General features: G+C 70.9%; 19 protein-coding genes and 2 pseudogenes. 16 read left to right on the top strand and 5 right to left on the bottom strand.

Features of this window, described 5'->3' with window-relative positions; all coding sequences use genetic code 11:
• The first annotated feature begins 5 nt into the window (after positions 1–5).
• Positions 6–953, top strand: coding sequence for an ATP-grasp ribosomal peptide maturase (tgmB, locus tag ACIBU0_RS28445; protein ID WP_398823914.1), 948 nt, complete (start codon positions 6–8; stop codon positions 951–953).
• Positions 954–959: 6 nt separating this feature from the next.
• Here the strand turns inward: tgmB and ACIBU0_RS28440 are convergent, their stop codons facing one another.
• The 3 genes and pseudogenes from ACIBU0_RS28440 to ACIBU0_RS28430 form a co-directional block, all read right to left on the bottom strand.
• Positions 960–1,829 carry a sugar phosphate isomerase/epimerase family protein gene (locus ACIBU0_RS28440; protein WP_398823911.1) on the bottom strand — a complete coding sequence of 290 codons (870 nt, stop codon included), beginning with the start codon at positions 1,827–1,829 and terminating at the stop codon, positions 960–962.
• On the bottom strand, positions 1,826–2,842 hold the full coding sequence (locus ACIBU0_RS28435) for a Gfo/Idh/MocA family oxidoreductase (protein ID WP_398823908.1): 1,017 nt from the start codon (positions 2,840–2,842) through the stop codon (positions 1,826–1,828). The genes ACIBU0_RS28440 and ACIBU0_RS28435 overlap by 4 nt, the downstream gene beginning before the upstream one ends.
• A gap of 81 nt (positions 2,843–2,923) precedes the next feature.
• Positions 2,924–3,013, bottom strand: a pseudogene (locus tag ACIBU0_RS28430) (2-keto-myo-inositol dehydratase); the annotation flags it as partial.
• Positions 3,014–3,366: 353 nt separating this feature from the next.
• On the opposite strand from ACIBU0_RS28430, the gene ACIBU0_RS28425 reads away from it, so the two are divergent.
• Positions 3,367–4,368 carry a LacI family DNA-binding transcriptional regulator gene (locus tag ACIBU0_RS28425; RefSeq protein ID WP_398824599.1) on the top strand — a complete coding sequence of 334 codons (1,002 nt, stop codon included), beginning with the start codon at positions 3,367–3,369 and terminating at the stop codon, positions 4,366–4,368.
• 51 nt (positions 4,369–4,419) lie between these two features.
• Here ACIBU0_RS28425 and ACIBU0_RS28420 read toward each other — a convergent pair whose 3' ends face one another.
• Together ACIBU0_RS28420 and ACIBU0_RS28415 are read right to left on the bottom strand one after the other, a co-directional pair.
• The gene (locus ACIBU0_RS28420) at positions 4,420–5,877 is read right to left on the bottom strand and encodes a C40 family peptidase (RefSeq protein WP_398823905.1); all 1,458 of its coding nucleotides are present in this window, start codon (positions 5,875–5,877) and stop codon (positions 4,420–4,422) included.
• A 349-nt stretch (positions 5,878–6,226) separates the two neighbouring features.
• The gene (locus tag ACIBU0_RS28415) at positions 6,227–7,285 is read right to left on the bottom strand and encodes an NAD-dependent epimerase/dehydratase family protein (RefSeq protein ID WP_398823902.1); all 1,059 of its coding nucleotides are present in this window, start codon (positions 7,283–7,285) and stop codon (positions 6,227–6,229) included.
• Positions 7,286–7,510: 225 nt separating this feature from the next.
• On the opposite strand from ACIBU0_RS28415, the pseudogene ACIBU0_RS28410 reads away from it, so the two are divergent.
• From ACIBU0_RS28410 to ACIBU0_RS28345, 14 genes and pseudogenes are all read left to right on the top strand, one after another.
• Positions 7,511–7,873 (top strand): annotated as a pseudogene (locus tag ACIBU0_RS28410) (F420-dependent oxidoreductase); the annotation flags it as partial.
• A 768-nt stretch (positions 7,874–8,641) separates the two neighbouring features.
• Positions 8,642–10,507 carry a phage tail sheath family protein gene (locus ACIBU0_RS28405; RefSeq protein ID WP_398823899.1) on the top strand — a complete coding sequence of 622 codons (1,866 nt, stop codon included), beginning with the start codon at positions 8,642–8,644 and terminating at the stop codon, positions 10,505–10,507.
• A gap of 33 nt (positions 10,508–10,540) precedes the next feature.
• The gene (locus ACIBU0_RS28400; RefSeq protein WP_004003113.1) at positions 10,541–11,065 is read left to right on the top strand and encodes a phage tail protein; all 525 of its coding nucleotides are present in this window, start codon (positions 10,541–10,543) and stop codon (positions 11,063–11,065) included.
• Positions 11,066–11,091: 26 nt separating this feature from the next.
• Positions 11,092–11,871 carry a hypothetical protein gene (locus ACIBU0_RS28395; RefSeq protein ID WP_398823895.1) on the top strand — a complete coding sequence of 260 codons (780 nt, stop codon included), beginning with the start codon at positions 11,092–11,094 and terminating at the stop codon, positions 11,869–11,871.
• The gene (locus ACIBU0_RS28390; RefSeq protein WP_398823892.1) at positions 11,864–12,610 is read left to right on the top strand and encodes a hypothetical protein; all 747 of its coding nucleotides are present in this window, start codon (positions 11,864–11,866) and stop codon (positions 12,608–12,610) included. Before ACIBU0_RS28395 ends, ACIBU0_RS28390 begins: the two co-directional genes overlap by 8 nt.
• Positions 12,611–12,643: 33 nt before the next feature.
• Positions 12,644–13,588, top strand: coding sequence for a DUF4255 domain-containing protein (locus ACIBU0_RS28385; protein ID WP_398823889.1), 945 nt, complete (start codon positions 12,644–12,646; stop codon positions 13,586–13,588).
• A gap of 33 nt (positions 13,589–13,621) precedes the next feature.
• On the top strand, positions 13,622–15,637 hold the full coding sequence (locus ACIBU0_RS28380) for an ATP-binding protein (RefSeq protein WP_398823886.1): 2,016 nt from the start codon (positions 13,622–13,624) through the stop codon (positions 15,635–15,637).
• Complete coding sequence (locus ACIBU0_RS28375) at positions 15,628–15,960, top strand: hypothetical protein (RefSeq protein ID WP_398823882.1); 333 nt, start codon at positions 15,628–15,630, stop codon at positions 15,958–15,960. Before ACIBU0_RS28380 ends, ACIBU0_RS28375 begins: the two co-directional genes overlap by 10 nt.
• On the top strand, positions 15,957–22,637 hold the full coding sequence (locus tag ACIBU0_RS28370; RefSeq protein WP_398823879.1) for a DUF4157 domain-containing protein: 6,681 nt from the start codon (positions 15,957–15,959) through the stop codon (positions 22,635–22,637). The genes ACIBU0_RS28375 and ACIBU0_RS28370 overlap by 4 nt, the downstream gene beginning before the upstream one ends.
• Entirely contained in the window at positions 22,634–23,428 is a 795-nt protein-coding gene (locus ACIBU0_RS28365; protein ID WP_398823876.1) for a hypothetical protein, read from the top strand. The genes ACIBU0_RS28370 and ACIBU0_RS28365 overlap by 4 nt, the downstream gene beginning before the upstream one ends.
• A 33-nt stretch (positions 23,429–23,461) precedes the next feature.
• Positions 23,462–24,166: a hypothetical protein gene (locus tag ACIBU0_RS28360; protein ID WP_398823873.1), complete on the top strand. Its 705-nt coding sequence runs from the start codon at positions 23,462–23,464 to the stop codon at positions 24,164–24,166.
• Between the two features lie 10 nt (positions 24,167–24,176).
• The gene (locus ACIBU0_RS28355) at positions 24,177–24,563 is read left to right on the top strand and encodes a hypothetical protein (RefSeq protein WP_398823870.1); all 387 of its coding nucleotides are present in this window, start codon (positions 24,177–24,179) and stop codon (positions 24,561–24,563) included.
• Positions 24,556–25,695 (top strand): hypothetical protein, encoded by a 1,140-nt coding sequence (locus tag ACIBU0_RS28350; protein ID WP_398823867.1) that lies wholly within the window; start codon positions 24,556–24,558, stop codon positions 25,693–25,695. The genes ACIBU0_RS28355 and ACIBU0_RS28350 overlap by 8 nt, the downstream gene beginning before the upstream one ends.
• A 42-nt stretch (positions 25,696–25,737) precedes the next feature.
• Positions 25,738–26,274 (top strand): phage baseplate assembly protein V, encoded by a 537-nt coding sequence (locus tag ACIBU0_RS28345; RefSeq protein WP_398823864.1) that lies wholly within the window; start codon positions 25,738–25,740, stop codon positions 26,272–26,274.
• Positions 26,275–26,287 lie beyond the last annotated feature (13 nt).

Below are 26,287 nucleotides of genomic sequence, written 5' to 3'. Positions count from 1 at the left end.
AGCGAATGACCGTACTGATCCTCACGTCCGAGGAGGACGTGACCGCCGACATGGTGGTGGCCCGCCTGCACGAGACGGGGACTCCCGTGATGCGGCTCGACCCCGCCGATCTGCCGGGCAAGGCCGTGCTGTCCGCCGACTTCGCGCACGGCGACTTCGACGGCCATCTGTCGGTCAACGGGCATGTGCTCAGCATGGGAGGCCTGCGTTCCGTATGGGTGCGCAGGCCCGGTGAGCCGGCCGCACACGCGGCACACCCCTCGCCCTGGCTGACCGCCGAGACCCGTCAGGCGTTGTACGGGATGCTCTACTCCGCCGCGACCCGGTGGATGAACCATCCGCGCAACGCCGACCAGGCCCGGCTGAAGCCCTGGCAGCTGCGGATCGCTCACCTGAGCGGGTTCGCCGTACCGCCGACGGTCTTCACGACCGCGCCCCGCCTGGCGCAGCAGTTCGCCGAGGAGCACGGGGACGTGGTGGTGAAGTCCGCCTCGGGGCCGCCGCCCGGAGAACCCGGGCTGGCCCTGCCCACCACGCTGATCGGGCCCGACACGGACTTCTCCGCCGTGGCGGCCGGGCCCGCCCTGTTGCAGCGGTACGTGCCCAAGCGGGCGGACATCCGTCTGACCTGCGTCGGCAGCCGGTTGTTCGCCGCACGCAAGACCGCCGAACCCGGTCAGGTCGACGGACGCTACGGCGAGACCGGGCACGCCTGGGAACCGGTCGAGGTCCCCGACCGCATCGGCAAGTCGGTGCACGAGTACGTCACTCTGGCCGGACTGGCGTACGCCGCCTTCGACTTCGCCGAGGACGAGGACGGCATCTGGTGGTTCCTGGAGTGCAACCAGGGCGGCCAGTTCGGGTTCGTCGAACTGGAGACCGGGCTGCCGATCTCCGAGGCGGTCGCCCTGTGGCTGGCACAGTGCAGGGCGGACCGCCGTCGGCCCGGCTGAACCTCCTTACGCGGCCAGCTCCTTGCGGATGCGGTCCAGCATGAATGCCGAGGACTCCAGGGCCCGCTCCTCCCACGCGAAGACGCAGGCCGTGGCCACGCCGTCGAAGTTCAGCTCGCGCAGGGTGCCGAAGAAGGCGTCCCAGTCGACCTCGCCCTGCCCGATGTCCAGATGCTGGTGGATACGGGCCGGGGTGCCGGGCGGGTTGAGGATGTAGCGCAGGCCGGAGGAACCCTTGTGGTTGAAGGAGTCCGCGATGTGCACGTGCTGGAGCCTGTCGCCGGCGTAGCGCATCATCGCCGCGATGTCGGCGCCGACCTGCGCGGGCCCCGACAGGTGGAAGGAGTGCGGGGCGCAGTAGAGGTAGTTCACCCACGGCCTGTTGATCGCGCGGACCAGGTCGACGGCGGGGGTGTTCTCCTCGCAGAAGTCGTCCGGGTGCGCCTCCAGGTTCAAGGCGATGCCTTCGCGCTCGAACACCGGGAGGAGCTCCTCCATCGAGCGCCAGAAGGCCGCCTCGCTCTCGGCGGCGCGCTCGGGGCGGCCGTTGAACTCCGAGTTCATCAACGGACATTCCAGGTCGACGGTGATCTCGATCATGCGCTTCCAGTAGCGGACGGCCGCCTGCCGCTCCGTCTCGTCGGGCGACGACCACTGGTACAGCGGCAGCACCGAGGACAGCTGGACGCCGTGGGTGCGCAGGGCGTTCTTCAGCAGCGCGATCCGCTCGTCGTCGGCGCGCGGATGCAGGAAGAACGGCATGAAGTCGTCGCGGGGCGACAACTCGACGTACTCGTAGCCGAGTTCCGCGACCGTGCGCACCATCTCGTCGAGGGGTAGCGCGCGGAGCATGTACGGGTCGAGGGCGATCTTCATGCGGTGCCTCCGTAGAGAGCGGGTCGGGGCTCGAGGTCGGTGGCGACGACCCGGCCCGACTCCAGGGCCTCGACGGTCGCGCCGGTGATGACGGTGGCGGCGTAGCCGTCCCACGCGGAGGGGCCGGTGGGCCCGGTCCCGGCTGCGACGCCCGCGATCCACTCGCGGAACTCGGTGTCGAAGGCGTCCACGAAGCGGCCCACCCAGTCCGTGAGCACCTTCGTGCTGTGCTGTCCGGCGCTGCGCACGCCCACCGCGGCGGGGTCGGGCAGCCGGACGAGGCCCTGCTCGCCGACCGCCTCGCACTGGATGTCGTAGCCGTACTGGCAGTTGACGAAAACCTCCAGATCGATCCGGACACCCTTGGCGGTCTCGAACAGCATGATCTGCGGATCCCTCAGGTGTGCGAACCGCTTGCTCGTGGCGCGCGGGGTGACCACCTGGGTGGAGACGATCTCGTCGTCGAGCAGCCAGCGCAGCACGTCCACCTCGTGCACCGCCGTGTCCAGGGCGGCCATGGAGGAGGTGTACGACTCCGGGACGGCCGGGTTGCGGTGGGCGCAGTGCACGATCAGCGGCTCGCCGATCCGGCCGGAGTCGATGACCTGCTTCATCTGCCGGTAGCCGGCGTCGTAGCGGCGCATGAAGCCGACCTGGACCAGGCGGCGGCCGAGCGCCGTCTCCGCCTCGACGATCTTCAGGCAGTCCTCGGCGGTCGTGGCCAGCGGCTTCTCGCAGAACACCGGTTTTCCGGCGGCTATCGCGTTCAGCACGTGCTCGGCGTGGCTCGGGCCCCAGGACGTCACGAGGACGGCGTCGACGTCGTCCGCCGCGATCAGGGTCGCCCCGTCGGACAGCACCCGGGCCCCGACCGGTGCCGCCGCCTGCGCGGCGCGGGCGTCGTCGATGTCGGTCACCGCCGTGACGCGGGCGCCCGAGACGGTCTCGGTGAGGCGCCGGATGTGTTCCTTGCCGATCCAGCCGGCGCCGATGACGCCTACACGTACGGTCATTCTCTTTCCTTAGAACGGGAGAACAGAAGGCGGTCAGGAGAAGCGCGCCCGGAGTTCGGCTTCGAGGGTTTCGAGCGGGAGCAACTCGGCGTCCAGCTCGGCGAGTTCGGTGACGACGTCGGCGGGCTGGGGCACGCCGGCCGGCGGGGAGACGCACACGCCGCGCTTGAGCCCGCCCACTGCTCGGCGGTCGGCGTGGCCGCCTGACGGACGTGGGTGAGCATGTCGTCCCATGCCTCGGGGCGGGGAGGTAGCCGTACGGGCCGAGCCCAGGCACAGGTTGCCCATGGTGGTGCGGAGGGGGTTTGGCGCCGTTGCCATGGCATGTCCTTCGGGGAGGGGACAGGCGTCACTGGACGTCTCTGCTGTCGCGCTCTACTAGCGCGCTCTAGTGCGAGTACGATGGCCTCGGTCCAAATGTCATGTCAATAGCTTGCAGCTGGGAGATTTCGCGACCTCGCTAAGGTGAGCGGCGTCGAAGGGTGGGTTCACAGGTGGATGCGTCAGGCCGGCAGCGGCCCACGATGGCGGACGTCGCCGAGAAGGCGGGCGTCTCCCGGGCGCTCGTCTCGATCGTCTTCCGGGACCTGCCGGGCGCGGGCCGGGAGACCCGCGAGCGGGTGCTGCGCGTCGCCGACGAGCTGGGCTACCGTCCGGACAACGCGGCCCGATTGCTGGCCCGCGGCCGCAGCCGCACCCTCGGCGTGATGTTCACCGTCCACCAGACCTTCCAGGCCGACCTGGTCGAGGGCATCTATCCCGAGGCCGAACGGCTCGGCTACGAGGTCCTGCTGTCCGCCACCGGCCAGGGCCGCACCGAGGCCAAGGCCGTCGAGGCGCTGCTCGGCCACCGCTGCGAGGCGGTGATCCTGCTCGGCCCGGATGCGCCGGCCGCCGACCTCGACGCCCTCGGTCGCCGCACGGTCGCCGTCTCGGTCGGCCGCCGGGTGCCCCAGGCCCGCGTCGACAGCGTGCACACCGCCGAGGGCAAGGGCGTACGCCAGGCCATGGACCACCTCGTCGAACTGGGCCACCGCCGGATCGTGCACATCGACGGCGGCCGCGGTCCCGGCTCGGCCGAGCGGCGGCGTGCCTACCGGGCAGCGATGCGCCGCCACGGTCTGGAGGCCGAGCTGCGCGTCATCCCCGGTGAGCACACCGAGCAGTCGGGCATCGAGACCGGCCGCCTGCTGCTGGCCGAGCGCGACAGCGGGCGTCCCCTGCCGACGGCGGTCCTCGCCGGCAACGACCGTTGTGCGATGGGCCTGTTGATGGCCCTGACGCGGGCAGGCGTCGATGTCCCGCGCGATCTGTCCGTGGTCGGCTACGACGACAGCCATCTCTCCCACCTGATGCCGATTGGCCTGACCACCGTCCGCCAGGACGCGGTCCTCATGGCCGAGCACGCGGTGCGCTTCGCGGTGGACCGGCTGGAGGACCAGGACCTGGAGCCGCGCGAGGCGGTGCTGGATCCCAAGCTCGTCGTACGAGGCACGAGCGGGCCGGCCCCGCGGGAGCCGGCCTGAGCGTCGTATGCAGCGTGCCGAAGTCGGTCCCGGCGGTGTCGGGTCGGCGGATCAGGCAGGGCGTATCACACTGTGGATCGCCGCCTCACCGGCGTAGTGGATCGACTCCTCGCGTATGGATGCGCCGGGGCCGGGGGCGTGGATCATCATGCCGTTCCCGGAGTAGATGCCGACGTGGCCGGCGTGGAAGAGGACCAGGTCGCCGGGCTCGACGTAGGTGAGGGCGATGCCGCGGCCTGCGGTCGCCTGCTCCTGCGGGGTGCGCGGGAGCGTGATGCCGGCGGCCTTCCAGGCGGCCTGGGTGAGGCCCGCGCCGTCGTACGCGTCCGGGCCCGTCGTCCCCCAGACGCAGGGCTTGCCGAGCTGGGCGCGGGCGAAGTGCAGGGCCCGCATGGCTCGGGTGTCCTGGGGTGCGGTGGATGCGTCGGCGGTGCTCGTGGCCGGAGCCGGGTTCGTGGCCGGAAGCGGGCTCGTGTCGAGGGCCGGGGTCGTGTCGAGAGCCTCGGCGTACAGTCCCTGGCCCGTGTCGAAGGGCTGACCCGTGCCGAGAGTCCGGCTTGTGGTGGCGGCCATGGGGAGGTCGGCAGACCAGCCTGCGGTGTCCTGCCAGGCCGTCGTGCCGGCCGGGACCGGTGTCAGGTCGGCGGCTCCCAGCTCCTGCAGTGCCTGCCACTGTGTCTCGGCCGCCGGTACCTGGACCGGAGTGGTGTCGATCGGCGTGAGCGCGGTGCCCTGCTGTGCGGTGTACGCGGACAGCAACTGGCGGGCCCGGTCGAGTTTCTGCCGGCTCTGCTCCTTGGTCGTCCGCAGTGAGGAGCGCTGCTGCGGATCGGCCGTCGACTCGGCCGCGGGCGCGGTGGCCGGGGCGGGCAGGGCGAGGGAGGCCTGGGGGGCCGGCAGGGCGGCGACGGGACCGGAGGTCAGCTCCGACAAGGGAGTCGTTCCGGCGGCCGGAGCGGACGTCAGTTCGGCGACCGGGGCGGCGGGCAGCTCCAGGGCGGCGCGGCCGGATGCCTCGCGACCCCGGTCGGTGAGGCCCTCGACCGCACGCTCCGCCGTACGCGCCGGCCGCGCCCCGCTCGGACGGTCCGGCACCCGGTCGCTCGGCAGCCTCGCCGGGACGGTCGGACCCAGCTTCGAGCGGGCGACGTCGAACCACTGCCGGGCGACGCTGTCGAGGGCGGGGTCGCTGCGCCTGCTCTCGTCCCGCCGGACCGCCGAGGCGGACTCGCGTCCGGCGTCCGTCGGCCGGTCGGCGCGCTGGCGCGGTCCCGTCGCCGCCGCGCGGGTGGCGTTGAAGGTCCCCGTGTCGGACTCGGCCTGGTCGTAGAGGGAGCTGACCCGTCGGCTGACCTCCTCGCGGCTCGGCGCCTCGTCTCCGACGGAAGGGGCGGCGTTGGCCGTCTGAGCGAGCAGGGCCACAGAGGTGAGGGCCGCCGACGCGAGTGCGGAATTGCGTATGCCGGGGAGGCTCAGAGCCCCCGGACGCGCGGTGCGTTCCGGCGCCATGGGCGACGTACTCCTTCCGTGCTCCGCCTACCGGTTCAGCGATGGGGGCACCCCCAGGCCGTTCGGGCTCTGGGGGAGGCTTCGGGCTGTTGGAGGGTGTCCCCTACCGCCCTTGCCCTCAAGGGCAGTTGGCCGATTCGCCCCAAGCTCGGTCGGGTCCCCGGTCCCAGTGGCCCCCCGGGCGCACCGGATTCGGCGGAGGCCGCACGTCCCGGCGGGTTCGCCGGAGGTCGTCGTGCGGCCTGAGGCGTAACCTAGCCAACTTGTGTGCCTCACGTGAAGATTGACGTGTGAAATGTCCGATACGTTTTTGTGACCTTCGACGCTCGCTGCAGACCGAGGGCCGAATTCACTTCGCGGCGCGCTGACTCCGCCACGCCGCGTAATGGTCGAGGACCGTCTCCTCGACCGGGCGGTAGGTGATGCCCAGTTCGCTGACGCTCCGGCTGTTGTCCACCTCGAAGCGGATGCCGAGGTGTTTGCGGATGTAGTCCTGGGTCAGCCCGAAGGCCGGGCCGAGGAGGCGTACGGGCCAGTGGGGGAGCGCGGTGCGCGGGAGGCGGAGGTCGCGTGGGTACCGGGCCCGCAGGATGCGGGCCATGTCGTGGAAGGACGTCATGGTCCGGGCGGCCAGGATGTAACGGCCCTTCGCGTCCGGGTTCTCCGCCGCCGCGATGTGCGCGTCGGCCACCTCGCGGACGTCCACCGTGGTGAAGCTGAAGTCCGGTGCGCCGTAGAAGAAGTAGCCCTTGAACAGCTCCTCCAGCAGGAACAGGCTGCCGGACTCCGAGGCGGGCGTGAGGGAGGGGCCCAGGATCAGGCCGGGGTTGACCGACACCATCCGCCAGCGGCCCTGGGCGGCCTCCGCGTCCCAGGCCGCGCGCTCCGCGACCGTCTTGGCGTAGTGGTAGGGGTTGTTCTCCACCGTGCTGGTGGTGTTGAAGTACCGCTCGGAGAGGATCGCGTCGTCCATGTCCAGGACGTCCGCGTAGTCGCCGAAGATCGCGCCCACGGTGGAGGTGAGGACGAGCCGGTCGACCGTGGACGTCCGCTCGATGGCCGCCAGCACGTTGCGCGTGCCGAGCAGGGCCGGGTCGACCATGTCCTGGCGGCCGTCCTTGATCTTCTCCGGCATGCGGAACGGCGACGCCACATGGAACACCACCCGGCAGCCGCTCATCGCTTCGTCGAAGGCGCCCTCGGTGAGCAAGTCGGCCTCGAACAGCGACAGCCGGCCGGGATGCGCGTCCTGCATCTCCCGCAGCGGCCGTACCTTCGCCGCGTCGGCCGTGCTGCGCACGGTGGCGTGGACCTCGTAACCGCGCTCCAGAAGCCGCTTGACCAGATGACTGCCGACGAACCCGCTGCCACCGGTCACCAGCACGGCCGCCGACCCGTCTGCGCCCACCCTGACTCCTTCGCCCGACTTCTTCGCCCGACTTCTTCTCCCGCGCAAAATCCGGTCGATCACGGTAGCGGCGTTCCCTTCGCGCGGCCATGGGTCGGAAGGAGCCCGGGCCTTCAGCGCTCGTACGCGATCCGTCCGTCGAACACCGTCATCACCGCCTCGGCGTCCGTGGCCGCGTGCGGGTCGAGGTTCAGCAGCGGACGGTCCAGGGCGCAGAGGTCCGCGACCTTGCGGCTGTGGTTCGGCGGACAGCGCCTGCACGGCCCGGTGCTGCGCCGACTCGTCCGGTACGGACACGGGTTCCATCCGCTCGGCCGTCCGGGGACCGAGGACCTGTGACTGCTCGGGGGGCGCCCTGGCCGCGGCCGGCCGGGACCGCGCCGACCCGGAGATGATCGGCGGCACCCAGGCCGTCTTCCCCGACAACCACTGCCCGGCTGGCCTCGGCGCAGCGCTCGCGTCGATCCCCGAGCAGCTGGAACAGGGCTCACGACGTTCTGCGTCAAGCCGAAGCAGTTCATCGACGATCCCGATGGGGTCGGCGCGTTCTGCCGCGAGGTCATGCGCCGGGTCGAGGCGCTGACCTCGCAGCCGGGGAACCACCAGCGCGGCAGCCGCAGTTCGTACGCCGGATGGATCCGCCGCATGTACCCGGTGTTGTCGCGGGTGACGGCGGAGACGCTGCCGGGCCGGAGGATGCCCTTGTCGCCGCAGAAGAGGTTCTGCGTCATCCGGGTGACGGTCCGTACGGCCGCCGCCGAGTCCAGGGAGGCGCGGCGGCGGCCAGGCTGTGAACCCTCTCGGTCGTACGTCAAGACATGACCGCGAGAATTCACGGGCCCCACAAAGACGGCCGTTGGTGCGGCGGTTTCGCGTCACCGTCGGAAAACCGGCCACGGCGTGTTGTGGACGACTCGGGGAGGCCGCATGCGTGTGCGACCAGTCGAACAGTGGGGGGTGTGGGGTTCCAGCGGGGGTTGGGGGGCGCTCCGGGTCCGACGGCGGCACCCTGTGTGCAGAATCCGTGAACCAGCTGGCCGGGGCGCGCAGGTGTGATGTGTGGATGTCGCGAGAGTGCCTTCACCAAACCCCCTCCCCGGGTGGCCTGAAGGCGTCTTGCTCGGTCAACTTCGAACGCACCAAGGTGGGTTGAGCACTTGAGCATCAGGAGTCACAAGCGCGCTGCTTGAGCCGTGCGGCCGATCGCCCACGGTGATGACGGGGGAAAACTGTTGCGGTGCACGTGAGTGGCGTCGCCCTTGTGGGTGGCGTTTTCGTGCTCCGAGTCGGGAATGCCTCCCTCTGCCATCTCTTGGTGCCTTTGTCCGGTACCCGAGACAGGGAGTAGGAGGGGGAATGCCGATGAGCGCGCTGAGCGCCGCCAAGCCGACGTATCCCGGCGTCTACGTCGAGGAACTTCCCAGCAGCACCCGCACGATCTCGACCCTGACCACGTCCGTGACCGCCTTCGTGGGTCACACCCGGCGCGGTCCGCTCAACGAGCCGGTACGCGTCACCAGCTTCGCGGAGTTCGAGCGCCGCTTCGGCGGCCTCAGCGCACAGAGCGCCGTCGGCTACGCGGTCCACCAGTTCTTCGGCAACGGCGGCACCGTCGCGGTGATCGTCCGCGTCGCCAAGGCCGGCAGCGGCAAGGCCGCCTGCGTCACCCTCAAGTCCACCGAGGGCCACAGCGAGGGCCCGGTCCTCGAAGTGCACGCCAAGGAGCCCGGCGTCTGGGGCAACGGCCTGCGGGTCGCCGTCGACCACGACACGCCGTGCCCCGACGAGACGTTCAACCTGCGTGTCTACGACGCCAAGGGCGACGCCCGCGAGAGCTTCACGGGCCTGTCCATGGACTCCTCGAACGGCCGTTACGCCCCGACCGTGATCAACGCGGGCTCCCGCCTGATCCGCGTCGAGGCCGTCGGCGAGGGCCGCCCCGACCCGTCCGGCACCGTCTCCAAGCCCTTCGGGGACCAGCTTCCGAACCTGGCGGTCGACCTGACCGTCAAGATCGGCGAGGTGGAGCGCGAGTTCACGCTCTACGACCCCGACTGCGACGGCGAAGCCCCGTGCTCCGTGGCCGAGTTGGCGTTGCTCCTGGAGCGCAAGCTGCGCGCCCTGCCCGACGCGCCCGGCAAGCACGCCTTCGCGGGTGTCGAGGTCACCGCCTTCGGCCGTCGTATCCAGGTCGTCGCCGGCTCGACGGACCCCGAGGACGTCGTCCGCTTCCTCGGCGAGTGCGCCAACGACCTGGGCCTGGAGGCCTCCGTCAACCCGCCGGTCTTCCCGCTGGAGGGCGGCGAGGACGGCGCGGCGCCCGGTCCGCGCGACCTCATCGGCTCCGAGGGCGACAAGACCGGCATCCAGGCGCTGCGCGGCGTCGCCGACGTCAACCTGCTGGCGCTGCCGGAGCTCGCGGCGTACGAGAAGACCGAGGACGCGCTCACGGTCATCTCCGCCGCCCAGCGGCTGTGCGCCGAGCGGCGGATCTTCCTGCTGGTCGACGCGCCCAGCACCTGGGTCAGCGTCGACACCGCCCGCGCCGGGCTCGCCGCCTTCGACGCCGTGCGCGGCAACCACGCCGGCCTGTACTTCCCGCACCTCCAGCTCACCGACCCGCTCACCGGGCGGCTGCGCTCCTTCCCGCCGTCCGGCGCGATCGCGGGCGTCATCGCCCGTACGGACTCCGAGCGCGGCGTGTGGAAGGCGCCTGCCGGCACCGAGGCGCGCCTCGCGGGCGTGCACTCGCTCACCGTCAACCTCACCGACCGCGAGACCGGCCTGCTCAACCCGCTCGGCGTCAACGTCCTGCGGACCTTCCCGCTGACCGGCCCCGTCGTGTGGGGCGCGCGCACGCTGGAGGGCTCGGACGCGCTCGACAGCGAGTGGAAGTACGTGCCGGTACGCCGTCTCGCCCTGCACGTGGAGGAGAGCCTGCAGCGCGGCCTGCAGTGGGTGGTCTTCGAGCCCAACGACGAGAACCTGTGGCAGCAGATCCGCCTCGCCGCCTCCTCCTACCTGCACACCCTCTTCCGCCAGGGCGCCTTCAAGGGCGGCACCCCGCGCGAGGCGTACTTCGTCAAGTGCGACAGCGACACGACGACCGCCGAGGACATCGAGAACGGCATCGTCAACGTCCTCGTCGGCATCGCACCGGTGCGGCCGGCGGAGTTCGTGATCGTCAAGATCCAGCAGACGTCCGGGCAGTTCGCGCTCTAGGCGCGGGGAATCGTGGAGAACTGAAGGAATCCGATGGCTGAGTTCACGGTCAACGCGCATCGCTTCGACCCGTACAAGAACTTCAAGTTCCTCGTCCTGTGGGACGGTCGTACGGTCGCCGGCATCAGCAAGATCAGTCCGCTGAAGCGGACCACGGAGGTCGTCAAGCACCGGCACGGCGGCGACCCGTCGTCGCCCCGCAAGTCGCCGGGCCGCTCCGAGTTCGAGGGCATCACCCTGGAGCGCGGCGTCACCCACGACCCCGAGTTCGACCGTTGGGCCAACAAGGTCTGGCAGGTCGGCGCGGGCCTCGGCTCCGAGGTGTCCCTCGCCGACTTCCGCAAGGACATAGTGATCCAGGTCCTCAACGAGGCCGGCCAGGTCGCCGTCTCGCACAAGCTCTACCGGACCTGGCCGAGCGAGTACCAGGTCCTCGGCGAGCTGGACGCCAACGCCAACGCGGTGGCCATCCAGTCGCTGAAGCTGGAGTGCGAGGGCTGGGAGCGGGACTACGAGGTGCCCGAGCCGGAGGAGCCCTCCTTCCTCAACCCAGCCTGAGCACTGGGTAGTCGAGGGGGGACGAGATGGCGATCACCGGGGCGGCCGAGCTGCTGGCCACCTGGGAGGCGGGCCTCGCCGAGGCGCCGACGGGGCGCGCCCTGCTGCTGCACCGCACGGCGCGCCCGGACGTCGACGCCGCGAGCCTGCCCGTGCTGCCGGTGGGGGAGCGCGAGGCCGACCTGTTCGCGCTGCGCCGCGCCCTGTTCGGGGAGCGGATGCAGGTGCGGCTGGCGTGCGCGGCGTGCGGGGAGGACATGGAGTTCGACCTGGACGCGGGAGAATTCGCGCGGTCGCTGGGCGGGAGGGGCGGTTCAGCGGCCGGGCGGCGCGGCGCGGTGGACGGGGACGACCCGTCCGCCGGGGCCGTGGTGCGCGTCCGGCAGGACGGCTGGGACCTCGAGTTCCGGCTGCCCGGAGTCGCCGACCTGACGGCGGCGGCCCGGGCGGCGGACCCGCGTGCGGCCCTGCTCGCCCGCTGCCTCGTCTCGGCGGTGCGCGACGGCACCGCCGTGGGCGCCGGCGACCTGCCCGTCCCGGTCCAGCGCCGGATCGCCGAGGCCGTCGAGGCCGCCGACCCGGCAGCCGACGTGACGCTCAACGTCGCCTGCCCCGAATGCGGTGCGAGCACCCGGGCCGAGCTCGACATCGCCTCCTACCTCTGGACCGAACTGGACGCCTGGGCACGGGACCTGCTGCTCGACGTCCATCTGCTCGCCACCTCGTACGGCTGGAGCGAGCCGGAGATCCTGGCGCTCAGCCCGCTGCGGCGCCGTTACTACCTGGAGCTGTGTGCGGATGTCTGACGCCGAAGGGGCGCCGGTTCCCGACTTCCTCGACCGGCTGATCGCCCGGCACGCCCCGGCCGCCGCCGGGCCGCGCCCGGGCGTGGCCCGGGTCCGGCCCCGGCTGCCCGGCCCGTTCGAACGGGTGGAGGCGGTACGGGCCACGGCACCGGAACCCGACGACGGGAGCGACCTGCTGTGGCCGTCCAGCACGCCGTCGGAGGTACGGCCGGACGCGGCGCCGCATCCGGCGCCGCCCGCCGCCCGGCTGCACACGGAACGCGAGCGGACGGTCGTACGCACCGAACACACCCCCGCGGACCCGGCACCGCAGCCCGCCCCGAGGGCCCTGCCCGAGGCGCCCCTGCTGCGCCCCGTCGCACCCGTCACCACGGGCCCGCGCCCCACACCCGACGCCGCGCACCGGGCGGTCGGCCGGGGCCGTGCGGAACAGGGTTCCACCCAGAACGTGGCGTCCGTGCCCATCCCCCCGGGCACGGATGCCACCCCCCACGCCGCCGTGTCCACCCCACTGCGGCCGAGCGCCGCGGACACGGCGGCGGCCCGGGACGCCGTACGGCAGGCCGCGGCCCGGCGGCCCGGGAAGGCGCCCGAGCAGGTGGTTCAGGTGCAGATCGGGCGGCTGGAGGTGACGGCCGGACCGGCACCGTCCGGCGGCGGCCGGCAGCGGACGCCCGAAAGGGGCCGTACCGGGGCGACGTTGAGCCTGGCGGAGTACCTGGCGCGAGGGCGGGAGTGACATGACGGACCGAGGAACCGAGGAACCGACTTCATGAGCAACGCACTCGCCATCGCCCATGTCACCCAGGCCCTCGCCCTGCTGCTCGAATCCAACCTGGGCCCGGAGTTCGACGAGGCCGTGAAGGTCGAACCGCGCAAGCCCCCGGCGGAACCGCCGGACCAGCCCACCATCAACGTGTTCCTGTACCAGGTCACCCCCAACACGTCCATGCGGGGCAACGACCTGCCGACCCGGGCGTCCGACGGCACGCTGGTCAAGCGGCCGGCCGCCGCCCTGGACCTGCACTACCTGATCAGCGCGTACGGCGACGAGACGGAACTGGTCGGGCAGCGGCTGATCGGCGCCGTCGTGCGCACCCTGCACGAGATCCCGATCCTGCCGAAGGACGTCATCGAACAGGCGGGTGAGCGCCCCTACCTGGCGGGCAGCGACCTCGCGGAGGCGGCCCAGCGGGTGCGGTTCGCGCCGACGGTGATGGACATCGACGAGACGTCGAAGCTGTGGGGGATGCTCTACCAGACCCCGTACTCGCTGTCGGTGGTCTACCAGGCGTCCCTGATCTTCCTCGACGGGCGCGAGACACCGGTACCGGCGAAGCCCGTGGAGCGGCCCGAGGTACGGGTGCTGCCGTTCGGGGCGCCGGGCGCTCCGGTGCCGCCGGTGATCGGTGACGGGGCACCAATCGCGCTGTCGGGCGGCGACGTCGAGGCCACGGGCCGGGCCGGGAAGGCCGAGATTCAGGAGAATCCCGCCGCCGGTACAGCGGGGAAGACCACGGCCAAGGCGCCAGTGAAGACGGCTGCCAAGACCGCGGTGAAGGCGGCTGCCAAGACCGCCGCGAAATCGCCCGCGAAGGCGCCCGCCAAAGCTCCGGCACGCGGCCGCAAGGCGGCGCAGCCCAGCAAGCAGACACGGCAGGGCGACACCGCGCGCGGCACGCGGACGGACAGCGCGGCCGAAGGCACCGAGAACTGAGACGGCATGGGAACGACGGGGGCAGGTGAGGGCATGGGGACGAACGGGCCGGGCACACCGGGCACTTCGGCGACGGCGGACGGACACGACACCGGCGTGACACTGACCGCGGAGATCCGACGCGTCCTGTCCCGCATCGATGCCCACGCCACAGGCGCCGGACAGACCACCGCGCCCCAGGCCGACGCCGAGCCCGGCACCCCGAACGCCAACGGCTCTGCGACTCCGGCCCCCCTGGCCGCCCCGGGCACCGCCCCCCTCGACGCTCTCGTCGGCTGCTTCGGCCTCACCCCCTTCGAGCGGGACCTGATCCTCCTCACCGCCGCCGACGAACTCGACCCCACGACGGCGGCCCGCTGCGCCGCGGCCAGCGGTGATCCGCAGCGGGCGTACCCGACCTTCTCCCTCGCCCTGGCCGCCCTCGCCGAACCGCACTGGAGCGCGCTCACCCCCGTGGCGCCGCTGCGGCGCTGGCGGATCGTCGAGCTCGACGACGAGTCCCGGCTCACGACCTCCCGGCTGCGCCTGGACGAGCGGATCCTGCACTTCCTGCTGGGCTCGCCCTACCTGGACGCCCGTCTGCACGGCCGCCTGCGCCGCACCCCGGTGCCGGAACAGCTGCCGCCGTCGTACGACCTGGCCGCGAGCCGTGCCGCCGAGGGCTGGACGACGGGGGCGAGCCCGGGCGCGCCGCTGCTGGTCGAGGTGACCGGCGGCGACCTGCGCAGCCGGGCGGACATCGCCGCCGCGGCGGCCGCGCGCTCCGGGCTGGGGCTCTACGCCATGGGCGCCGCGGACATCCCCACCGACCCCGCCGAGCGCGACCGGCTCGCCCGGCTCTGGCAGCGCGAGGCGATCCTGCTGCCCGCCGCGCTGCTCGTCGAGGTCGGCGAGCTGGACCGCGACCAGCGGGCGGCGACCGATGCGTTCCTGGCCGGGGCCGCCGTACCCGTCGTCGTATCGAGCGAGGACCCGCTGCGCACGGACCGGCCGCACGGCGCACGGGTGGCCGTGCCACGCCTCGACGACGAGGAGCAGGTCGAGCTGTGGGCGCAGGCCTTCCACCCCGTCGCCGACCTCGACGACGGTGAACTGCGCTCCCTGGTCGCGCAGTTCCAGCTGCCCCCGCACGTCGTACGGTCCGCCGCCGCGACCGTGCGCCGCCGGCTGCCGTACGAGGACGAGCTGGACGCCGCCCAACTCGCCTGGCGGGCCGGTCTCGAGGAGGCCCGCGTCGGCATGGACGAGCTGGGCCGCCGTATCGAGCCGGAGGCCGGCTGGGACGATCTGGTGCTGCACGAACGGCAGTTGAGCGTCCTGCGCGAGATCGTCGCGCACGTACGGCAGCGGGCCACGGTCCATCAGGAGTGGGGCTTCGCCGGCACCCTGCGCCGCGGTCTCGGCGTCACCGCGATGTTCGCGGGCGGCTCCGGCACCGGCAAGACGCTGGCCGCCGAGGTGATGGCGAAGGAGCTCGGCCTCGACCTGTTCGTCATCGACCTCTCCCAGGTCGTGAGCAAGTACATCGGAGAGACGGAGAAGAACCTCCGCAGGGTCTTCGACGCGGCCGAAAGGGGCGGCGCCCTCCTGCTCTTCGACGAGGCGGACGCGCTGTTCGGCAAGCGCAGCGAGGTCAAGGACAGCCACGACCGGTACGCCAACCTCGAGGTCAGCTACCTGCTGATGCGGATGGAGGCCTACCGCGGCCTCGCCATCCTCACCACCAACATGAAGAAGGCCCTCGACACCGCCTTCATGCGCCGCATCCGCTTCGTCGTCGACTTCCCCTTCCCGGCCGAGCACGAGCGCGCCGAGATCTGGCGCCGGGTGCTGCCGTCGCGGGCCCCGCTGAAGGACATCGACCCGGACCTCCTCGCCCAGCTCACCGTCGCGGGCGGCTCGATCCGCAACATCGCCCTGTCCGGGGCCTTCCTCGCCGCGGAGGAGGGCGACCGGCTGCAGATGCGGCACATGCTCGCGGCGGCACGCACGGAGTACCTGAAGCTGGAGCGCTCCTTGACGCCGACGGAGGTCCGCGGATGGGTGTGAACAGCGAACCGACCCGGACGGCCCCGGGCCGGGCGGCCGCATCCGCGTCGCCGGAGCCCCGCGAGATCCGCGTGGAGATCGGCGAACTCGCCCTGGAGGGCTTCCGCGTGGACCCGGAGCGGGTCTCCGCCGCCTTCGAACAGGAGCTGACCCGGCTGGTCCGCGCGCACGGCGTCCCGCTGGCCGCCGACGGCGCCCTGAGCGTCGACGCGCTCACGAGCCTGCCGCCGCTGCCCGCCGGGCTGTCCGCCCGCCGCCTCGGCCAGGAGCTGGCCCGCGTCGTGCACGAGGGGCTCAGCGGCCACGGGGAGGTGACGCGGTGAGCAACTCGCAGTCCCAGGACGCCCGTTCGGAGCAGTCGGCCGAACAGCGCCGCCGCAAGCGCAAGGAACGTGCCGCCAAGTCCCGCACGCCGGAACCCAAGGACATCGTCAGCGGCGCAGGCCAGCCCCTCGACCCCGGCGTACGCCGGGAGCTGGAGGAGCAGCTGGGGCACGACCTCGGCCGCGTACGCCTGCACACCGGCCGGGACGCCGGGCAGCTGACGGAGCTGCTCGGCGCCGACGCGGTCGCCGTCGGCCAGGACATCTTCTTCCGTGAGGGCGCCTTCAAGCCGGGCACCGACGAGGGCCGTCGGCTGCTCGCCCACGAGCTCCTGCACACCGTGCAGAACCCGCACGGCCTCGGCACCCTGCGCGCCGGGCGTGAGCTGGGCGCGGTGAGCATGCCGCAGCAGGCGATCGAGCGGGAGGCGGAGTCGGCGGCGCAGGATCTCGTACGTCCCGAGGCGGCACGTACGGAGGAGTCCGCGCCGGACGTCGAGGAGCGGCAGGCCACGCCCGGCTGGCTGCGGTACGCCACCGTCGACGCCGACCGCAACCGCGCCGAGGCCATCGACCCGGCGACCCTCGTCGACCGCCTCGCCAACTCCGTCGTACGGTCCCTGCGCGGCGACCCCGAGGACCTGTCCCAGCGCACTCGCAGGCAACTCGCCCGGCTGCCCGAGGAGTTGCTCGACGGCGTTCTCGTCCGCCTGGAGAACCGTCTGCTCGCGCCGGAGCACGACCGGGTGCTCGACCTCGTCGACGAGATCGACGCCTACGACGACTACGCCGAGGACGGACTCGAACGGGATGCGCACGACGCCCCCGAGATCGAGCCCGACGCCGCGCAGCAGGTGCGGACCGAGCGCGAGAACGCCCTGCGGACGGCCGAGGAGCGGCGGACCGAGGAGGAGCGGCCGGCGCCGGCGCCCGGGCCGGAGAAGGAATGGGCCCTCGAGGAGGGCGCGGCCGGGAGCACGCCGCAGAACGGCGGCACACAGGAGCACGGGACCACTCCGCGGGGCGGGGGCGCGCCCGGTGGGGCCGCCTCACGGCAGGAGCAGTCCTCGTCTGCCTCGTCGGAACCCGGTGGCGGAAGACAGCAGGGGGAGGACAAGTCCGCCGGCTCGGCGTCGGGCAAGGGTGCCGTGGAGCCGGGCGGCAAGGACAAGTCAGGGGACGCGGCCGGCAAGGAGAAGGACAAGGGCGGCCAGGAGCAGACCGAGCGGCAGAACGCCCGCGCCGCGAGCAAGGAGGAGTCCGCGGCGAAGAACCGCCCGGGCGCGGCCGAGGCTGCCGCGGCCGGACGGCAGCTGAAGCAGCAGGACAAGCGGGGGCAGCAGAAGCCGACGGGTTCCCCGACGGCGGCGGGCAAGGACACGCAGCTGCCCGGCAAGCTCAGCACGCTCGACGGCAAGCGCAACCAGGACCTCGCCGGCCAGGAGGAGGAGACCGACGAGGATCCGTTCGGTTCCGGCAGCGAGTCCGAGGTCGAGGTCGGGGGAGGGGAGCCGAGCGCCTGGGACGTCAAGCTCCAGCCGGAGGACTTCGTACCGCAGCAGGACCTCGACGTGTCCGCCGTGCCGACCGCGGACAAACTGGACCCGTCGGCGCCCGCGACCGCACAGGCGGCCCCCTCCTTCCCGGCGCCGCCACCGACGAAGGCCGAACAGATTCAGGCCGAACGGGAGGCGGAGGACGCCGAGGACGAGGCCGCCGAGCCCGAGGAGGAGCCGACCGACGCGGCCATGGAGCCGGAGTCGTCGGCCCCCGAGACGGAGGGCGGACCCGACAGCGGTCTCGGGGCGGGAGGCCTGGCACTGGAGCGGGCCGCCACCGCGCCGCCCGCGCCCGGCACCCGGGACCCCAAGAGCGGCGACGACCCCAAGGCCGGGCCGGTCGCGGCTCAGACCACGGTGCAGGAGGCGCCGGGCAAGCAGGAGGGCAGGTCCGAGGGCGGCAGCGCGGCCAAGGAGTCGGCCGACAAGGAGGAGAAGGGCACGGCCGCGGCGGGCGACAAGGGCGGCGCCGCGCCGGAGAAGGAGTCCCCGCAGGCGAAGGGCGGCCAGTCGGCCCAGGGTGACGCCGGGGCTAAGGAAGCGGCCCGGGGCGGCGGCGTCGGCGGGGGCTCGGCCGAGGCCGGTGGACAGGGCGCACAGAGCGAGCAGAGCGCGGGGTCCGCGCAGGACGCCTCCGCCGTCGAGGCCGGAAGCACGGCGCCCGGCGCGTCCGGCGGCGCGGGTGGCGGCACGGTGAACTCGCCCGGTTCCTCCGGGGGTTCGGGTGCCGAGTCGGCGACCGAGCCGCCGGCGCAGGAGAGCGGTACGGAAGCGCCCGCTCGCAAGGAGACGTCGGCGGCGCCCGCGCGATCAGCAGCCGCGCCCGCCGCCGCTGCGAAGTCCGAGCCCGCGTCGGCGAAGGCGGCCCCGGAACCGAAGGCCGAGCCGGAGAGCGCACCCGCGCCGAAGGCCGCGCGTGGCGGTGGCGGCGGCGGTGCAGGCGGTGGCGGTGGCGGTGGGGCCGCTCCGGCCAAGGGCAAGGGCAAGAAGGACTCCGCACCGGTGCCGAACCTCGCCGGAGTCTCCCCGGAAGCAGGCCTGTCCACGGCCTCGAAGCTCAAGCCGCACAAGGCGCTTCAGGCCATGGGCGGAGTCGGCGGCGCGGTGGACCGCACGGTCGGCGACGAACACAAGACGCTGGCTTCCGCACCGCCCTCGATGCAGCGTCCGGCGGGTGCGCCGCAGACGCTGCAGGGCAAGCCGAAGACGGACGCCCCTGCCGAGTACTCGCAGGACAAGCCTCAGGAGGCCCAGGCTCCGGAGCAGGAGGACGCCGAGGTCACTGGGGCCAAGGAGCCCGAGGGTCAGATCGAGGCGGAGAAGGCCGAGGAGCCCAGCGGCTGGGACACCTTCAAGATGGCCCTCGGTTTCGGCATCGGCAAGGTCGCGAGCTGGCTCGGCTTCGAGGTCGACCCGCAGGAACTGGCCGCCAAGTTCGCCGGGCTGCCGACGAAGGACGAGGCGCTCAAGCAGGCCCAGGCGGGCAACGCGCCGGGCGTGGAGATGAAGGGCTCGGCGGAGCAGACGGCCGGTGAGCAGGACGGCCATGTCGAGGCCAAGGGCCAGGAGACGGTCGGGACGGCTCGCGACGACTCGAACCGGGGTATGGGCGAGGACCAGGTCTACCCCAACGCCCCCAAGGAGGAGCTGAGCGCTCAGGTCCCGGGGGCGCAGGGCGGCGAGGGCGTCGCGGTCGAGGGCGGCGGCGCGACCGGTGCCGTACCGCCGGAGGCGGCCTCCGAGGTGGCCGAGCACGAACAAGGGCCGCAGTTCCAGGCCGCGTTCAGCGACGGCCAGAAGGGCATGTCCGAAGGTCGGCAGGCCAAGGACCGGGACTTCCGCGACTCGCAGGCCAAGCACAAGCAGCAGGTCGACGCCGAGATCGCGAAGAACACCGACACACAGGCCGGTGAGCGCGAGAAGGCGATGGGCGAGGTCACCGCCCAGCGCGAGGACTGGCGCACGCAGCAGGACGAGGAGCTCAAGAGTCTCGGCGACAAGAAGACCGAGCGGCACGACAAGGTCCGCAAGGACGTCGAGGACAAGGAAAAGAAGACCGACGACGACGTCGAGAAGGAGAAGGAGGGCAGCGACAAGAAGATCCAGGACGAGAGTGCCAAAGCGGAGCGCGACGCGGAGAAGCAGCGCGACGGCGCCGTCCAGGACTCGGGGAACTGGATCACCAAGGCCTTCGACTGGATCAAGCAGAAGGTCATCGAGATCAAGAACGCGATCGTCCGGGTCATCCGGGCGGCGCGCGACGCGGTCGTCGGGTTCATCAAGAACTTCAAGGAAACGGTCGAGCGCTGGATCAACGAGGCCCGCAAGGGCATCGTCGAGGCGATCAAGAACCTCATCAAGGACCTGATCGAGTTCGCGCTGGCGATGGTGCGGGCGGTGATCGAACTGGCGGCCCGCATCCGCAAGTTCATCACGGATCTGATCGCGGCGGCCATCGCACTCGTCAACCGCCTGGCCGAGGCGCTGAAGCAGGCGATCACCGACCTACTGAACGCCATCGGCAAACTCCTGAGCAGCATCCTGGACGTCCTGAAGAAGGCGCTCCTGGATGTGGTCAAGGCGATCGTCGGCGCGGTGAAGGCCGTGCTGGACTTCGCCTCCAAGCTGCTGGGCGCGCTCGGCGAGTTCATGCTCATCGCGGTCGACTTCCTCTCGGACCCCGGTGGCTGGCTGGGCGGTGCCAAGAACTCCGCGGTGGACGGCGCGAAGAACCACCTGTTCCGCGAGGTCAAGGCGGCCGTCAAGAGCTGGTTCCAGTCCAAGATCGAAGAGATCATCGGCATCCCGAAGGCCATCCTGGACAAGCTGGTCAAGGGCGGCATTGCACTGGACCAGATCGTCAAGGAGACCTGGGACGCAATCGTCCCCCAACTCCCCTTCATCATCGGCGAGATCGTCATCACCAAAGTCATCGCCAAGCTGATCCCGGGCGCGGGCTGGGTCATGGCGGTCATCGACGCCATCCGTACGGCCATCGGTGCTCTCGGTGAGATCCTGCGCGCGATGGGCGCCGTCCTCGACTGGCTCAAGGCGGTCCGCCAGGGCGGCGCCGGCATCCTCTTCGCGAAGGCGGTCGCGGCGGGCATCGTGGCCCTTCTGGAGCTGGCCTATGAGGCGTTGCTGAGTGGCATCGGCAAGTACGTGGCGAAGGTGGGACGCCGTTTCAAGAGCATCGCGGCGAAGCTCGGAGGCAAGGGCAAGGGGGACAAGCCGGGCGGGGGCAAGGGCGCGGGCGCCGACGGGGCGGACGACAAGGGCGGGGACAGGAAGCCCCCGGTCGATACGACGAAGAAGCCGGGCGCGGACGGGAAGGCTTCGACGGCTACGACGCCGAAGCCGGGGCAGGGCAAGGTTGGCGGCGCCCCCGGGAAGTCCAAGACGCCGGGTGACAAGAAGCCCACGCCTCCGACCACGAGCAAGGACAAGAACGGCCGGCCGAAGGACGGAGACGAGAGGCCGGGCACCACGCCGACCCCCGCGGCAAAGCCGAAGCCGAAGGCGGAAGCACCGGCCAAGCCGGAGCCGAAGCCGAAGAGCGCCGACGGCAAGGACTCGGACAGGCCGAAGGACGACAAGGACACCACGGGCAAGCCCAAGGACGCCAACGAGCCGAAGGGCGAGAGAGGGGACGCCCCGGGCAAGGCCGGGCCGAAGGGCGACAAGGACGGCCCAGACACCACCAGGCCTGGAAAGGACAGGCCGGACAAGGACGGCCCTGGCAAGTCGAAGCCGGACAGGACCAAGCCCAAGCCGGACCGGACAAAGCCCAAGCCGGACCGGACAAAGCCGAAGCCGGACCGGGCCAAGCCCAAGCCGGACCGGCGGGGTCCTGGCAATACCAAGCCCAAGCCTGAGAAGAGCGGTCCTGGTCGGCCCAAGTCCCAAACGGACAAGGACAAGCAGAAGAAGGACGAGAATTCCAAGGAGTCGAAGGACGAGCGGCTCCGGAAGATCGTGGCGCGCATTCGTCCCAAGTTGAAACGGCTGCTGGACAAGGGCCTGCCTGCACCGGCACTGAACGCGACGCTCGCAGCGATGCGCGTTTGGAATCGGCTCACGAGTCTCGCTGCCAAGGGTGAAGATGACTTCAATGTTGTCGCGACGCTCAATCCAACAGCCATTGCGGCGGAGGGAGAGTTCGAAGTTTTCCCCCTTGGCGCCGAGGACAAGGTGACGCTCGAGTTGCGTGACCGGATCAAGGCTGAACTGACTGGAAGCTATACGCTGGAAGCGGTGGTTGAAAAGGTGAAGGCCATCGAAGGCAGCGTGCTGGGTGGTGCCCAAAGTAAGAGTGGTGGCGGAGGTCAGGGGGGCAATCGAGTCGCACACTCAACGGATTCGAGTCACGGCCAGGGCAGTGGTGGAACTGGACGGGGAAAGCTTGAGTGGAATCCGGAGGTCGGGCAGTTCAGGAAGAAGGATGCGTGGATAGAAAGGGCGCCGAACAGTGTCGTTTTGATATATGACAACCCGCGCAACATCCAGGGGAAGCCGGAGAAGACCGCGATCGGTCAGTTCCGGCGCAGGCTGCGGGAAGAAGACATGACGGTCGTCGAAACGAAGGGGAAGCAGACCGCGTACAGGGACCGCGGTGGTAGGGAATATGTCAAGAGTGAGTCCGGAAGCTTCGTTCCTCGCGAAGTCGAGCGCAACCTCGCCGAGCGGGACCAGCGGCCTGAGCGCGACGGGCTCTCGGCCGAAATGCCTGACCTGGCGGCCACGCCTGGACAGGTGAAGGAGCACGTCCTCGGCCCCCAGTCGGAGTCCGGTGGACGGCGGGGCAAAAGGAACAGAAGGGGCCCGGTGAAGCGGGTGACCCCGTTCTTCTCGACCTCGAAGCTGCCGGTCAAGGAGTTGAGGAACCCGCAGGGTGATCGACTCGGTGGCGAGTACGGATCGGTCAGGATCGACCTCCTCCATGTGTCGCCAAGTCAGATATTCGACCTCACGAATGCGGCAGACCAGGCGCGTTGGGGGCTCGCTGGACTGGGTAAGGGCGAGCGACAGGCACTGCAGGATGTCGTGCGCACTCAGGAGATTCTGATTCGCGGGAGCATACCGAAGGATGCCATCTTGGAGGTGAGAGGACGGGCATGAGTGGAATGACATTTGATTCGTTCTATTGGGCTGCATACGCCACCCAGGACGCCCATCTTGACGAGGTCCGTGCCCGACTTGCCTCCGGGGCGGTTGGTGTCGACGGATTCCTGGAACTGCTGCAGAGTGACTCGGTCGTCGCGGTCGGGGTCGCGCTTGATCACTACCGGTATCAGCAGTCGCTGACCCGGTTCGGCGGGCCCCACCCGTACGAGGAACATGAGTCGACCGTCCTGGAAGTCGCCCGCCGGGTGCTGACCACGCCGCCCTATCCGTCCGAGGATGCCGAGGGTGGCGATGTCGGGCTGAACCACGCCAGTGCTTTGCGTGTCCTGGGGGATCTTGGGGATTCCACTGACGCCGGCGTCATCTCTGCGATGCTGAGCGCCGACAATTCCTCCGAGGTGTTCAGTTCCGCTCTTTGGGCGGCCGGTGCCGCATTGCTTGATTCGGACGAGGTGGACCCCCCTGATGCCCAACTGGTCGATGCGATTTCGGGAGTAATCTTCGATGAATCCAGGAGGATGAAGGACCGGGTCGACGCACTCCTCGCCTTCAATCACGTGCAGGATGACGCCGTGGGGGAGATTCTGGCCAGGGTCGCTCGCTTGCCGCACAAGGAATTGGAGGTCGAGGCGCTCGCCCTCCTCATCGGCTACTACCTGGACGCCCATCGCTCGACGATCGAAGAAGTCATAGCTTCCTGGTCGTCCCAAGATGTCGACGGAATCAGGGAGCAAATCTTGCTGGCATTCGAGGCAGCGAAGAAGAGGCGCGGCGAGGATGTGTAGTTCATCGGGCCTGAACGTGAATGGAGTAGGTGCATGACCCGCTACGCCGACATCCCCAAACCCATCCGCTCCGGAATAGTCGTCGTCAACCCCGACACCGGCACCCCCCAGCGGATCATCGTCCTGCAGTTCAACCCCGACACCCTGGAACGCAGCGTGGCCCCCCAGTCCGCCGGCGACGGCGGTGACGCCGGAGGCGGCGGTACCGGCAGCGGCGACCGTAACGAGGCACTCCGCCTGAAGGGCCCGGCTCAGGAGACCTGGAAGTTCACCGCCGATATCGACGCCACCGACCAGTTCGAGATCGCGGCCCCGGACGGCATCCACCCGCAGCTCGCCACGCTCGAGATGCTGGTGCAGCCGACCGTCGCCCAGCTGCGCGCCGCGAGCAAGCTGTCGCAGAAGGGTGCCATCGAGATCAGCCCGATCGAGATGCCGCTGACCCTCTTCACCTGGGGCAGCAAGCGGGTCATGCCCGTCCGGCTCACCGAGCTCTCCGTCAACGAGTCCGCCTTCGACGTGAATCTGAACCCGATCCGGGCATCCCTGAGCATCGGCATGAAGATCCTCACGGTCAGTGATCTGCCCGCGGGGCATCGCGGCGCCGACCTCTACATGGCGCACCTCGCGCAGAAGGAGCGGCTTGCCGCAGCCGCGCGCGGCGGCAGCCTCGGCTCGCTCGGGCTCAGTGGCGGCATAGGCGGAACCGGAACCAACGTCGTGATCGGAAGGGGCTGAGCAGAGGACCATGGCCGACATCGAGCCGTACGAGAACGCCCTGGACGCCATCCCGGGCGCCCACCCCTACCCGCGCACCAGCCGGTACCACGACGCCGAGATCGGGATTCACCGCCGAGCCGACGGCACCGAAGTCCGTTACACCAAGCGCCGCTTGCTCCCCCAGCTCGACGAGACCGCCCCGGACGGCGACGAGACCCAGCCGCACACCGTCGGCGCAGGCGAGCGCCCCGATCTCCTCGCCCAGCGCTACTACGGCGACCCCGGCCAGTGGTGGCAGATAGCCGACGCCAACCCGGTACTCGATCCACGCGAGTTGACCGACGAGGCCGGGCGCGTCATCGACATCCCGCTCGCCGGCGGATTCCCCGGCGGCAGGGGAGACCGGCGTGTTTGATCTGCCCGTGGGGCAGGGCCCCGTCCACATCACGCTCCTCATGGGGCCCAAGCTCGCCCGGCCCGTCCCGGCCGAGGTGACCGAGGCCCTGCTGTCCGCCCAGATCACCGCGACCGCGGGGGAGCGCAGCGGCTTCCAGCTGGCCTTCGACCTCACCAAGAACGGGATCATCAGCCGACGGCTCCTGCCCGAGGGGTTCTTCGATCCCAAGACCCGGATCATCGTCACGGTGACCGTGCGGGGCACCTCCGACGTGCTCTTCGACGGGCTGATCGTCCGTCACGAGGTCGGAGCGAGCAACCAGCCCGGCCACTCCACCCTCACCGTCACCGGCGAGGACCTGACGCTTCTCATGGACCTGGAGGAGCGCACCGCCCGCTACCCCAACCTGCCGCCGTCCGAACGGGTGCTCGCCATCCTGCGCCGGTACTCCGACTACGGCATCCGGCCCGACGTCTACACCGAGAAGGTCGCCCAGCCCCCGCACCAGGACCTGCGGGTGCACTACCAGACGCAGACCGACCTGCAGTACGTCACCGAGCTCGCCCGCGCCAACGGCTACACCTTCTATCTTGAGCCCGGCCCCAACCCCGGCCAGTCCTCGGCCCGTTGGGGACCGGAGGTCCGCCTCGGCATCCGCCAGCACGCCCTCAACGTCAACATGGACGCCAACTCGACGGTCGACCAGCTGACGTTCGCGTACGACGGCACCGCGCGCGAAGAGCCGCAGGCCCGCTGGCAGAACCCCGAGACCCGGCAGTCGGCCCTGCTCCCGCAGCCGTCCATCAGCCCGCTGCGCCCGCCCCTCGGCAAGCGGCCCACCCCGGCGCTGAAACGCAGGACCCTCTCCGGCACGGCCAAGCAGCAGCGCGAGCAGGCCGAGGCCGAACTCCTGGCCCGCGCCGCCGTATCGGCCGACGTCGTCTCCGGCTCCGGCTCGCTCGACGTCATCCGGCACGGCTACATCCTCCAGCCGCGCCAGCTCGTCGGCGTACGCGGCTCGGGACGGGCGTACGACGGCGACTACTTCGTCAAGTCCGTCACGCACAACCTGCGCCCGGGCTCCTACCAGCAGAACTTCACCCTCTCCCGAGAGGGCCTGGAAGCGCGCAGCGACTACGTCCGGCCCTGACACCCACGACCTCACGACCCACCAACCAGGAGCACCTCCACCATGGCGGCACCCAGCAATCGCTACCTCGGCAAGTTCCGCGGCCGGGTCGTCAGCAACGACGACCCGCTGCGCATCGGCCGTATCACCGTCGAGGTCCCGGACGTCCTCGGTGACGAGCCGTCCACCTGGGCGCTGCCCTGTCTGCCGTTCACCGGGCCCGAGTCGGGACAGTTCGTGGTGCCGCCGCCCGGCGCGGGTGTCTGGGTGGAGTTCGAGCAGGGGGATCCCAGCTTCCCCGTGTGGACCGGGTGCTGGTACGGCGCCGCCGAGGAGCTGCCGCCCGACGCGCGGCGCGAGCTGGCGGCCGACGCGCCGAACAAGCCGGTCGTCGTGCAGACGCCGCAGGCGCACAAGCTCGTCATGAACGACACGCCCGGTGCCGAGCAGGGGATCCTCCTGCAGGCACAGGGCGGTGCCTACATCCGTATCACCAAGGAGGCCGTGGTCATCGCGACCGGCGCGGGAGCGGAGGTCATTCTGCGCGGCCGTGAAGTGACCATCAACGAGGGCCAGTTGACCGTGCTCTCCAAGCGATGAGAAAGACGGGGGA

The sequence above is a fragment of the Streptomyces sp. NPDC049627 genome, assembly GCF_044465645.1.
In the GTDB taxonomy this organism is placed as follows: domain Bacteria; phylum Actinomycetota; class Actinomycetes; order Streptomycetales; family Streptomycetaceae; genus Streptomyces.
Note: the sequence above shows the minus strand (reverse complement) of the source record. Positions and strands in the feature narration are given on the sequence as shown.

Excerpts from the sequence above, each read along its gene's own strand:
- tgmB (WP_398823914.1), top strand. The coding sequence starts at position 6 with ATGACCGTACTGATCCTCACGTCCGAGGAGGACGTGACCGCCGACATG.
- ACIBU0_RS28440 (WP_398823911.1), bottom strand. The coding sequence starts at position 1,829 with ATGAAGATCGCCCTCGACCCGTACATGCTCCGCGCGCTACCCCTCGAC.
- ACIBU0_RS28435 (WP_398823908.1), bottom strand. The coding sequence starts at position 2,842 with ATGACCGTACGTGTAGGCGTCATCGGCGCCGGCTGGATCGGCAAGGAA.
- ACIBU0_RS28425 (WP_398824599.1), top strand. The coding sequence starts at position 3,367 with ATGGCGGACGTCGCCGAGAAGGCGGGCGTCTCCCGGGCGCTCGTCTCG.
- ACIBU0_RS28420 (WP_398823905.1), bottom strand. The coding sequence starts at position 5,877 with ATGGCGCCGGAACGCACCGCGCGTCCGGGGGCTCTGAGCCTCCCCGGC.
- ACIBU0_RS28405 (WP_398823899.1), top strand. The coding sequence starts at position 8,642 with ATGCCGATGAGCGCGCTGAGCGCCGCCAAGCCGACGTATCCCGGCGTC.
- ACIBU0_RS28400 (WP_004003113.1), top strand. The coding sequence starts at position 10,541 with ATGGCTGAGTTCACGGTCAACGCGCATCGCTTCGACCCGTACAAGAAC.
- ACIBU0_RS28395 (WP_398823895.1), top strand. The coding sequence starts at position 11,092 with ATGGCGATCACCGGGGCGGCCGAGCTGCTGGCCACCTGGGAGGCGGGC.
- ACIBU0_RS28390 (WP_398823892.1), top strand. The coding sequence starts at position 11,864 with ATGTCTGACGCCGAAGGGGCGCCGGTTCCCGACTTCCTCGACCGGCTG.
- ACIBU0_RS28385 (WP_398823889.1), top strand. The coding sequence starts at position 12,644 with ATGAGCAACGCACTCGCCATCGCCCATGTCACCCAGGCCCTCGCCCTG.
- ACIBU0_RS28380 (WP_398823886.1), top strand. The coding sequence starts at position 13,622 with ATGGGGACGAACGGGCCGGGCACACCGGGCACTTCGGCGACGGCGGAC.
- ACIBU0_RS28375 (WP_398823882.1), top strand. The coding sequence starts at position 15,628 with ATGGGTGTGAACAGCGAACCGACCCGGACGGCCCCGGGCCGGGCGGCC.
- ACIBU0_RS28365 (WP_398823876.1), top strand. The coding sequence starts at position 22,634 with ATGAGTGGAATGACATTTGATTCGTTCTATTGGGCTGCATACGCCACC.
- ACIBU0_RS28360 (WP_398823873.1), top strand. The coding sequence starts at position 23,462 with ATGACCCGCTACGCCGACATCCCCAAACCCATCCGCTCCGGAATAGTC.
- ACIBU0_RS28355 (WP_398823870.1), top strand. The coding sequence starts at position 24,177 with ATGGCCGACATCGAGCCGTACGAGAACGCCCTGGACGCCATCCCGGGC.
- ACIBU0_RS28345 (WP_398823864.1), top strand. The coding sequence starts at position 25,738 with ATGGCGGCACCCAGCAATCGCTACCTCGGCAAGTTCCGCGGCCGGGTC.